Below are 10,355 nucleotides of genomic sequence, written 5' to 3' on the forward strand. Positions count from 1 at the left end.
GCCGATCGGCCGAGGGGCGACGCCACCGCCCGGCTCGTCCCCGCCCGGATCGGGGGCGGGCCCGCCGAGGAGCGGCTCACCCGGCCCCACCGGTGGACGCTCAACCCCGGGCCGCGCCGTCGCCGAGGCGTTCCCGCTGGATCTCGGGCCGCTCGCTGTCCCAGAGCAGCTCCCACACCCGGAACACGCAGTGGTAGTCCCGCATGCTGCCCCGGGAGATCAGCAGATAGGTGTCGCCGTCCCGGAGCAGGGTGCGCCGGCGGCTGTTGAACGGGTGCTGCGGGGTGTACGTCGGGACGAGCCGCCGGAGTTCGGCGAGCGCCTCCTCGCGGCTGCCCTCGATCTCGGCCAGCACCTTGGTGCCCCAGATCCGGTCGTTGCCGACACCTTCGGTCTCCTGGACGACCAGTGCCCAGCGCGTCATGACCCACCCCTCGTTCGGACTGCCGAAACGATCACCCTAGCGCCGGCGCCGCCTCCGCCCGGGGCGGGAGGGCCTTGAAGAACACGGTGGTCGAGTGCGGCACGCCCGCCGGGTCGGTCGCGTAGTCGGGCACGGTGCCCACCCTGGTCCAGCCCGCCGCCTCGTACATCCGCTCGGCCGGGCTCCCCGTCTCGGTGTCCAGCACCAGCAGCCGCAGGCCGTGTTCGGCGCCCGCCGCTTCGAGGGCCGCCAGCAGCCGACCGGCCAGCCGCCGCCCCCGGTCCGCCCGGTGGACCATCAACTTCGCCACCTCGCCGCGGTGCCGGCCGTTCGCGGTCGCCGCCGGGCGCAGCTGGACCGTCCCGGCGATCCGGCCGTCCGCGTCCGCGCGGGCCGTCCACAGCAGCAGGCGGCCGGCCGCGAGCTCGGGGGCGAGCGCCCGCCACCAGGCGGTCGCGTCGGCGGGGTCGAGCGGTGCGAGGAAGCCCAGCGAGGCGCCGGCGTCGACGGTGTCCACCAGCAGCCCGGCCAGCTGCTCCGCCGCGTCCGGCAGGCCGTCCGCCGTCAGCCGCTCAATTGTGTACATGCTCACTCCCTCACCCCCGTCCGGAGCCCGGCTCCGTGCGGAATACTCGCCGGTACCCGGCGCGGCCGGTACCCGTACCGGCCCGGACCGGTGCCCGCCGAGACTACAAGGAGCTTCCATGGCGAAGCCGACCCGGATCGACCCGGCCGACCTGCTCGCCGTCGGTGACCTGCTGACCGACGAGGAGCGGCTGATCCGCGACACCGTACGGAAGTTCGCCGACGAGCGGATCCGCCCGCACGTCGGCGACTGGTTCGAGCGCGGGGTCTTCCCCGCCCGCGAACTCGCCCCCGAACTGGGCGCCCTCGGCGTGCTCGGCATGCACCTCGACGGCTACGGCTGCACCGGCTCCACGGCCGTCGCCTACGGGGTCGCCTGCATGGAGCTGGAGGCTGCCGACTCGGGGCTGCGCAGCTTCGTCTCCGTCCAGGGCTCGCTCGCGATGCGCTCGATCCACGCCTACGGCTCCGAGGAGCAGAAGCAGCGCTGGCTGCCGGGCATGGCCGCCGGCGAACTCATCGGCTGCTTCGGCCTCACCGAGCCGGACTTCGGCTCCGACCCGGCCAACATGCGGACCAGGGCCCGCCGCCGGGGCGGCGACTGGGTGCTCTCCGGCTCCAAGATGTGGATCACCAACGGCAGCATCTCGGACGTCGCCGTCGTCTGGGCGCAGACCGAGGACGGCGTCCGGGGCTTCCTGGTCGAGCCCGGCACCCCCGGCTTCACCGCCACCGACGTGCACGGCAAGCTGTCGCTGCGCGCCTCGGTCACCAGCGAGCTGGTCCTCGACGAGGTCGTGCTGCCCGCCGACGCCGTCCTGCCCGGCGTCACCGGCCTGCGCGGGCCGCTCTCCTCCCTGGGCGAGGCCCGCTACGGGATCCTCTGGGGCACCGTCGGCGCCGCCCGCGACTGCTACACCACCGCCCTCGACTACGCCGGGAGCCGGATCCAGTTCGACCGGCCGATCGCCGGCTTCCAGCTCACCCAGCAGAAGCTGGTCGAGATGATGCTGGAGGTGGAGAAGGCCTACCTGGTGGCCCTGCGGATCGGCCGGCTCAAGGACGAGGGGGCGGCCCGCCCGGCGCACATCAGCTTCGGCAAGCTCAACAACGTGCGCACCGCGCTGGAGATCGCCCGCAGCGCCCGGACGATCCTCGGCGCCAACGGCATCACCACCGAGTACCCGGTGCTGCGGCACGCCAACAACCTGGAGTCGGTGCTCACCTACGAGGGGACGAGCGAGATCCACACCCTGGTCCTCGGCGAGGCCATCACCGGGGAGTCGGCGTACCGCTGACGGCGCCTCCGGGCCCGGCCCGCCCGCCTGCCGCCCGCCGCCCGCCCGCCCCGAAATCCGGTGGCCGGGCCGGCGGCGGCCCGGCTACCGTCGGCTCCCATGAACAGCCCGACCCCCACCCCCGCGACCACCACCCTCTGGCGACCCACCGGGCCCCAGGAGCTGGCCCTGGTCGAGGCGTCGGGGCACCGGGCCTGGCCGCCCCGGCTGCCCGACCAGCCGATCTTCTACCCGGTGCTCAACGAGGACTACGCGATCCGGATCGCCCGGGACTGGAACGTGCCCGCCTCCGGCGTCGGCTACGTCACCCGGTTCGAGGTCGACACCGCCTTCCTGGCCCGCTACCCCGTCCGGCAGGCCGGCGGCCGCACCATCCTCGAACTCTGGGTACCGGCCGAGGAGCTGGACGAGTTCAACCGGCACATCGTCGGCCGCATCGAGGTCGTCCACGAGTTCCGGCCGCAGCCGTGACCGCCGTCCGCGAGGCCGGCGGCCCCGTCCTGCTCACCTCGGCCCGGCAGACCGGCACCACCGTCCTGCTCGCCGAGGCCGCCACCGCGCGCGGCCTGGCGACCGCCGAGCTCACCGGCCCCGCCGTCCTCGACCGCCTCGCCGGGCACCCCGTCCACTGGTACGGCGGCCCGCTCGCCGCCGCCCGGATCGCCGACCGGCTGGGCCTCGCCCTGCTGGAACCGGCGGACGACTGGTTGGCCCGGCTGCCGGAGGAGTTCACCGGCCGGCGGATCGAGCTGACCACCCTCGCCGAGGCCTGGACGCTGCGCCGCCCGGCCTTCGTGAAGCCGCCCGCCGACAAGTCCCTCCCGCCGGCCGTCTACGCCGACGGCTCCCGGCTGCCCCGGCACGGCGAGCGGATCGGGCCCGACACGCCCGTCCTGGTCAGCGACCCGGTGACGTTCGGTGCCGAGTACCGGTTCTTCGTCCTGGACGGCGAGGTGGTCACCGGCAGCCGCTACGCCCGCTTCGGCCGGCTCGACCCCGGGCCGGCGACCGAGCAGGCCACCGGCTTCGCCCGCCGCCTGCTCGCCGCCGTCGGCGACACCCTGCCCAGCGCCGTGGCCCTGGACGTCGGCCCGCTGCTCGACCCGTACGACCCGGGCGAGCGCTGGGCCGTCGTCGAGGCGAACATGCCGTGGTTCGCGCACTCCTACGCCGCCGACCCGGCCCGGGTGCTGGACGTCGTGCTGCGGGCCGCGGGGCCGGCCGCCGTGCTGCGCCCGGCCGACCGGCGGTTCGTCCGTCCCGGCGCCCGGCCGGGCGATCCGCCCGGGGGCGCGTCGGGGTGAGCCCGCCGCGGCGGCCCGACACGGCCCGGACACCCGCCGTTCCACCCGGCGACACCGGCCGGTCCGGCGGGCCGTGCAGCATGACGCGACCGGTGGCGCCCGCGCGGGCCCGGCCGGGACGCACCGCGAAAGGAACCGCCCCACCATGCCCACAGCTCTGCCGCCCCGGCCCAGGGTCCTCGTCGTCGGGATCGACGGTGTCCGGTACGACCTGCTGGACGAGGTCCCGATGCCCCGGCTCGCGGAGGTGTCCGGCGCCGGGTTCCTGGCGCCCGTCACGGTGGCGGAGTCCACGCCCACCATGTCCGGCCCCTGCTGGGCCACCATCGTCACCGGCGTCGAGCCCGCCAAGCACGGCGTCTGGGGCAATCACCTGGGCGGCAACCGGCTCGACGTCTTCCCCGACTTCGCCACCCGCCTCGCGCGCGGCGACCGCCGCCGCACCTTCGTGGCCGCCGGCTGGGACCCGCTGATGATCAACGAGTCCGGCGGCCCGCTGTTCCGCGCCCCCGGCCGGCTCTCCTACGTCGCCCCCGCCGAGGACACCCCCGAGGCCTGGGAGGCCGTCGACGAGGAGGTCACCCGGGAGGCCGTCCACGTCCTCGCCACCGCCGACCCGGAGGCCTCCTTCGTCTACCTCGGCGCCGTCGACGAGACCGCCCACTTCCTCGGCTGCGGCGCCGAGTACCGGGCCTCGATGCGCACCGCCGACGAGCGCCTCGGCCGGCTGCTCGACGCGGTGCGCGGCCGCCCCGGTTACGCCGACGAGGCGTGGACGGTCATCGTCGTCACCGACCACGGCCACGTCGACGCCGGCGGGCACGGCGGCCGCACCCCCGAGGAGCGCACCGCCTGGGTCGCCTGCGCCGGCCCCGGCATCCCCGCCGCCCCGCCCACCGGGGAGATCCGCCACCCGGACGTCGCCGCCCAGGTGTACGCCTCCCTCGGTCGGCCGATCGACCCGCACTGGACTCTGGACGGCCGGCCGTTCCCGGTCGGGGCACCCGTCCCGGCGGGCCGCTGACGCCCGGCGGGTCCGCGAACGGCCCGCCCGCACCGCCGTACCGGGGGTGAACCCCGAGACGACGGCGGCCCGTGTACCCCTGAAGGTGGAGACCGTACCCCCAAGGTCGCAGGTGCGGTCGCGACCTCGTGGTGACGCCGCGGCAGCCCACGGCGGGTCAGGATGGAGACACCCCGCAGGACCGGGCGCCGGACGCGCCGCGCCGGGCACCGGGGACGGGAACGAACAGGGAGAGGGCAGGGCGGGCATGAACGGCATCGTGAGCAAGGTCGTACTCGGAGTCGCGGGCACGGGCATGGCCGTCGCCGCCGCCGCCGCGGCGGTCGGCCCGCGGGTCTCCGACTGGTACGACGGACGCCACCAGGAGCAGGCCACCTACAGCACCGGCAGCGCCGCCAAGGCGGACCGCCACGCGGTGCCGTCCTGGCTGCCCGACAACGCCTCCGCCGTGCAGTACCTGATGTCCACCACCGGCGACGACCGCCTGCTGCGCGCCACCCTGCCGGAGGGGCGGCTGCCCGCCGGCTGCGTCACCGCCCAGCCGGGCAAGGGCGTCCACCCGGTGCCGGCCACCCTGAAGGCCGGCTGGTTCCCGGAGAGCGTCTCCTCGAAGATCACCGGTTCGTGCGGCCACTACGACGTCACCCTGACGGGCAACCAGCTCTACGCCTGGCAGGACGGGGCCGCCGTCCAGGCCGCCCGGCGCGCGCAGTCGGCCGCCGGGCACTGAGCCGCCGGGCGGCGGGGCGGCCCCGCACCGGGCGGCAGGCCCGCCGGGCAGCGGGCAGGGGGCGGCGGGCAGCGGGCACGGCGCACGGCGCACTGAGGCCGTACTGGGCCGCGCGGCCCACCCCGGGTATCGCCGGGCCGGGCCGCTGGGGTAGGACGGAGCGTGGACAACCCCAGCGCCCGCCCCGTGAGGAGCCCCATGCCTGGTCCGACCGCCGGTCCCGCCGGCGAGACGTCGACCGCTCCCGCCCAAGCCGCCGGCTCCGGCCGGACCGGCGCCGCCCCGGGCCGCACCACCATCGCCGTGCTCGGCGGGCTGGTCGCCCTCGGCCCGCTCACCACCGACCTCTACCTGCCCGGCCTGCCGGCGATCGCCGACGACCTCGCCGTCGAACCGGCCGCGGTCCAGCTCACCCTGACCTTCTCGATGTTCGGCGTCGCCGCCGGCCAGCTGATCTTCGGACCGCTCAGCGACCGCTTCGGCCGCCGCCCGCCGCTGCTCGTCGGCCTGGTCGTCTACACCCTGGCAAGCGTCCTGTGCGTCCTCGCGCCCACCCTGCCGGTCCTGATCGCCGCCCGCTTCGTGCAGGGCGCCGCCGGTGCGGCCGGGCTGGTCATCGGCCGCGCCGTCGCCCGGGACCGCTTCGAGGGCGTCGCGATGCTCCGCTTCCTCGCCTCGATCAGCCTGATATCCGGCCTCGCCCCGATCCTCGCCCCGGTCGTCGGCGCCCAGCTGCTCCGCGTCACCTCCTGGCGCGGCACCTTCGGCGCCCTCACCGCGCTCGGCCTGCTGCTCACCCTGGTCGCCGTCGCCGCCCTGCGCGAGACCCTGCCGCCCACCGCCCGCCACGGCGGCGGGCTGGTCACCACCCTGCGGACGATGAACGGGCTCCTGCGCGACCTGCCGTTCCTGGGCCTCGTCCTGACCAGCACCTTCGCCTTCGGCTCGCTGTTCGGCTACATCAGCGGCTCGTCGGTGGTGCTCCAGCACGTCTACCACGTCTCGCCGCAGACCTACAGCCTGCTGTTCGGCCTCAACTCGTTCGCCATCGTGGGGGTCACCCAGCTGAACGGACGGGTGCTCGCCCGCCGGTTCACGGCCCGCGCGCTGATGCTGGCCGGGCTCGGCACGGCGGTCGCCGCCGGGGTGGCGCTCGTCCTGCTCACGGCGGTCTGGGACCTCGGCCTGGCCGGCGTCTGCCCGGCGCTGTTCGTCCTGATGGGCAGCCTCGGCGTGATCCTCCCGAACTCCGCCGCCCAGGCGCTCAGCCTGGTCGCCCCGCGGTCCGCCGGCTCCGCCTCCGCCCTCATCGGCACCGGCACCTTCCTGTGCGGCGCCCTGGTCGCGCCGCTCAGCAGCCTCGGCGGCAGCCCGTCGGCGGTGCTGCTCGCGGTCGTCGTGCTCGCCTGTGCCGTCCTGGCGGCCGCCTCCTACCTCGGCCTCTGCCGCCCCGGGCGTGCCGTCGCGGTGGACCGGGCCGCTTCCCGGTGATCACCGTCGCCGGCCCCGCGGCGTCCTCCCGGACGCGGTGACGGCGCGGCGACGATCCCGCGGCACCGCCGGGTCGGCCTCGGACGCCGACGGCCGCCCGGCCTCGGGCGAGCGGCCGCACCCCGCGGAACGGCCGCCGGGGGCGACGCGACGGGAGGTCGCGCCGCCCCCGGCGGGACGGTCGGGTGTCGCGGGTGAGGTCAGGCGATGGCGAAGTCGTCGCCGAAGACGTTGCCCTGGCCGTACCAGCCGTGCAGGTACACCGTCACGGTGCCGGAGGCGCCGGTGGTGAACGGGACGGTCAGCTTGGTCCAGCCGGAGGCGTTCGCCCAGGTGCTGGCGGTGGCGCCGCCGCTCACGCCGAGGTAGGCGTAGTTGCCCTGGACCCAGCCGCTCAGCGTGTACGAGGTGTTGGGCGACAGCGTCACGGTCTGCGCGCACTGGCCGGTCTGGCCGGCGGTCGCCGCGGCCTGCAGGGCGTGGGTGCCCGAGTGGGCCGGAGTGGAGACCACCGCGCCGCCGCTCTGGCAGGTCCACGGGGCGAGGCTGCCGGTCTCCAGGCCGCCGTTCACCAGGCCGCCGGGCGGGGTGACCCCGGTGACCGTCAGGTTGTACGTGCCGCTGTGGTTGCCGGAGGTGGCGCTGCCGGTGACGGTCAGCGGGTAGGTGCCGGGCGCGGTGGCGGCGTTGGTGGTGATGTTCAGGGTGGCGGTGCCGCCGGCGGTGACGCTGCCGGGGGTGACGGTGGCGGTGACGCCGGCCGGGGCGCCGGTCACGGTGAGGTTGACGCTCTGCGCGGAACCGGCCGTGACGGCGGTGGAGACGGTCGCGCTGGTGGACGAACCGGCCGCCACCGTCCCGGAGTTCGGGTTCACCGCGACCGAGAAGTCGTTGCCGGGCTGGGTGCTCGTCACCTTCAGCGAGTAACTGCTGGTGTGGCTGCCGGAGGCGGCGCTGCCGGTGACGGTCAGCGGGTACGTCCCCGCCGCGACCGAGGCCGTGGTGGTGATGTTCAGGGTGGCGGTGCCGCCGGCGGTGACGCTGCCGGGGGTGACGGTGGCGGTGACGCCGGCCGGGGCGCCGGTCACGGTGAGGTTGACGCTCTGCGCGGAACCTGCCGTGACGGCCGTGGAGATCGTCGCGCTGGTGGACGAACCGGCCGCCACCGTGCCGGAGTTCGGGTTCACCGCGACCGAGAAGTCGTTGCCCACCGGGGTGTTGCCGGTGTACTGCGCGAAGATGCGGGTGAAGTCCCAGGTGCCCTGGCTGATCCCGGAGCAGTCGTCGCGGCCGCCGGTGCCCGGGCAGCCGCCGTTGTCACGCTGCAGGGCCCAGAAGGAGAGCGTGTTGATGCCCTTCGAGACCGCCCAGTTGTACACCGTGGTCGCGTTGGCCACCGTGAACGTCTCGGCCGGGCCGAAGTCGTCGATGCCGACCATCTCGGTGATGCCGATGGAACCCCACAGCTGCGCCGGGGTCTTGGCGGGGTAGAGCTTGGCCAGCTGGTTGTAGAGGCCGGTCGCCGCGGTCTGGGTGTCGGCGGCCATGTCGTGCGCGGCGTTGTCGTAGTAGTCGAAGGTCATCAGGTTGACGACGTCGATCCGGGCGTTGTTGGTGACGGCGTTCTTCAGCACCGCCAGCCCGCTGGAGGCCAGGCCGCTGGTGGTGGTCGGCAGCGTGTAGGAGAACTGGATCGAGCGGCCGTTGGCGGCGGCCCAGTCCTGCACCAGCTTGATCGCCTTGTTGCGGCGGTCGATGCCGGCCGTGTTGGTCAGCGAGTTGTCCTCGATGTCCAGGTCGATCCGGCTGATGTCGTAGGTGGTGATGACGTTCTCGAAGGCGGCCGCGATCTGGTTCACATCGGTGCAGCTGTCGGCGAGTTCGGTGCCGGTGTTGTCGGCGGTGTAGCCGCCGAACGACGGGATCACGTCGCCGCCGTTGGCCCGGATGGTGGCGATGTCCGCACCGAAGGTGGCCTGCGAGACCGGCATCGAGCTGTCGCCGTTCCAGTACGGGGTGCACGAGCCCTTGGTGGCGGCCTGCAGGAACGCCATCGTCAGGTGCTTGGCGCCCGACTGGGCGGCCAGCGCGGCCGGGCTCTGGCCCGTCCAGGCCTCGAAGTACGGGGCGAACACCCGGGTCGGCAGCGGGGTGGCGGCCTCGGCCGGGGCGGTCCCGACGGCGGCCAGGCCGGCCGACGCGGCCAGCGTGACACAGGCGGTCAGGGCCGCCCGGATCGTTCTGCGTAGACGCATGAGTTTCTCCAACAGACGTGGTGGGGCAGGACGTTGGTGAAGTGCTGGGGCTGCGCTGCGGAACTGTGGAACTGCGCAGGTGTCAAGCTGCGGAGCGGTGAACTGCGGGACGCGGTGGGGGCGTGCGGCATGCGGGCGTGCGGGACCCCGTGGACACGCGGAACGGACGGACGACGCTGCGTGGGCACGCGTACGCCGTGCGGGTCGGGGGCGGTGCGGAGCAGGGCAGGGCAATGCCTCAGCCGCCGGTGGTCACACCCCCACAGTGCATCCCGGTCGGATCGACATGCTTATGGTTGGACTAGACCACTCGTCTGTCAAGGCTCCTAACAGTTCGTCGGCGGAGGGATCGGGCGGTCGCCGGACGAACCATCCGCCGGTTACGGGCGATGCCGCCCGGACGTGAGGGGCCCGTGAATTTCGCACCGAGGGGCGGCCGTTCGCCCGGGCGCCGGCGGGCGCCGCGGACGGCCCCCGGGTCGAACGGGTGTCAGGAGGCCGGTGCGAGCAGCTCGTCGACGATCGCGACGACGTCGTCCGCGCTGCGCCACTTGAAGGCGTAGTGGTGCGCCGCCAGCCGGCGGACGGCGGCGGTCAGCCAGGCGTCGTCACCGAGCAGCTCCGCCCGCTTCCGGTCGACGACGACGCTGAGCAGGGACTGCAGGAGCGTGATCTCGCGGGCGGAGTAGAACCCGCGGTGGTGGCTGAACTCCGCCGGCCAGATGTCGTAGGGGTGCCGGACCATGGCCCGCAGGCAGGAGCCGTGAACGGTGATGCCGGGGGTCTTGCTCAGCAGGCCGCCGAACTTCGTGCTGGAGAACCGGTCGACGGTGACCGCCACGCCCAGCTCCATCAGCCGCTCCCACGCCACCGGGTGCGGCTCCCGGCCCGCGACGTGGTGCACCAGGCCCTCGCGTTCGAAGGTGAGGTGGGCCCGGCCCTCGTGGTCGCCGAGGATCCACCGGCCGCCGACCCGGACCAGCGGGCCGAGGCGGTCCTGGACGGACTCGGTAACGGCGTTCGGCTCGGTGGTCATGGCTCTCCTCGGGCAGGCGTCAGCATCATGCCGACCAGTCTTCCCGGCTCACCTGGTGGTCACGGTACACCGCTCTGCCCGCGCCTCGTACGGCAGTTCGGCGGATGCCGCAGCGGTGCGGGCGGCCCGGCCCGGCGATGTTCGCCTCGACCAGCGCGTTGGGCAGCTCGTCCGAGTCGATCACGGCGGACCAGGCGGCGGCCTTGGC

Annotated in this window: 11 protein-coding genes; 6 read left to right on the forward strand and 5 right to left on the reverse strand. The window is 74.6% G+C overall.

Annotation, left to right across the window (positions count from 1 at the left end):
• Positions 1-100: 100 nt before the first annotated feature.
• Both ACWDRR_RS15515 and ACWDRR_RS15520 read right to left on the reverse strand, forming a co-directional pair.
• Positions 101-424, reverse strand: a complete 324-nt coding sequence (locus ACWDRR_RS15515) for a hypothetical protein (RefSeq protein WP_449772688.1) — start codon at positions 422-424, stop codon at positions 101-103.
• A 31-nt stretch (positions 425-455) separates the two neighbouring features.
• A complete protein-coding gene (locus ACWDRR_RS15520; RefSeq protein ID WP_449772689.1) occupies positions 456-1,010 on the reverse strand; it encodes a GNAT family N-acetyltransferase in 555 nt (184 codons plus the stop codon).
• 118 nt (positions 1,011-1,128) lie between these two features.
• On the opposite strand from ACWDRR_RS15520, the gene ACWDRR_RS15525 reads away from it, so the two are divergent.
• From ACWDRR_RS15525 to ACWDRR_RS15550, 6 genes are all read left to right on the forward strand, one after another.
• Positions 1,129-2,307 carry an acyl-CoA dehydrogenase family protein gene (locus ACWDRR_RS15525; protein WP_449772690.1) on the forward strand — a complete coding sequence of 393 codons (1,179 nt, stop codon included), beginning with the start codon at positions 1,129-1,131 and terminating at the stop codon, positions 2,305-2,307.
• Positions 2,308-2,406: 99 nt separating this feature from the next.
• Positions 2,407-2,778, forward strand: coding sequence for a hypothetical protein (locus tag ACWDRR_RS15530; protein ID WP_449772691.1), 372 nt, complete (start codon positions 2,407-2,409; stop codon positions 2,776-2,778).
• Positions 2,775-3,611 carry an ATP-grasp domain-containing protein gene (locus ACWDRR_RS15535; protein ID WP_449772692.1) on the forward strand — a complete coding sequence of 279 codons (837 nt, stop codon included), beginning with the start codon at positions 2,775-2,777 and terminating at the stop codon, positions 3,609-3,611. Before ACWDRR_RS15530 ends, ACWDRR_RS15535 begins: the two co-directional genes overlap by 4 nt.
• 145 nt (positions 3,612-3,756) lie before the next feature.
• Positions 3,757-4,635 (forward strand): alkaline phosphatase family protein, encoded by an 879-nt coding sequence (locus ACWDRR_RS15540; protein WP_449772693.1) that lies wholly within the window; start codon positions 3,757-3,759, stop codon positions 4,633-4,635.
• A gap of 247 nt (positions 4,636-4,882) precedes the next feature.
• Entirely contained in the window at positions 4,883-5,365 is a 483-nt protein-coding gene (locus ACWDRR_RS15545) for a hypothetical protein (RefSeq protein ID WP_449772694.1), read from the forward strand.
• A gap of 198 nt (positions 5,366-5,563) precedes the next feature.
• Complete coding sequence (locus ACWDRR_RS15550; RefSeq protein ID WP_449772695.1) at positions 5,564-6,856, forward strand: multidrug effflux MFS transporter; 1,293 nt, start codon at positions 5,564-5,566, stop codon at positions 6,854-6,856.
• A gap of 200 nt (positions 6,857-7,056) precedes the next feature.
• On the opposite strand, the gene ACWDRR_RS15555 is transcribed toward ACWDRR_RS15550, so the two are convergent.
• The 3 genes from ACWDRR_RS15555 to ACWDRR_RS15565 form a co-directional block, all read right to left on the reverse strand.
• On the reverse strand, positions 7,057-9,111 hold the full coding sequence (locus ACWDRR_RS15555; protein WP_449772696.1) for a glycosyl hydrolase family 18 protein: 2,055 nt from the start codon (positions 9,109-9,111) through the stop codon (positions 7,057-7,059).
• Between the two features lie 490 nt (positions 9,112-9,601).
• Positions 9,602-10,147, reverse strand: a complete 546-nt coding sequence (locus ACWDRR_RS15560) for a hypothetical protein (RefSeq protein WP_449772697.1) — start codon at positions 10,145-10,147, stop codon at positions 9,602-9,604.
• A 25-nt stretch (positions 10,148-10,172) separates the two neighbouring features.
• Positions 10,173-10,355: hypothetical protein (locus ACWDRR_RS15565; RefSeq protein ID WP_449772698.1), on the reverse strand; the 183-nt coding region annotated here is incomplete at its 5' end.

Source organism: Kitasatospora sp. NPDC003701 (genome assembly GCF_053587085.1).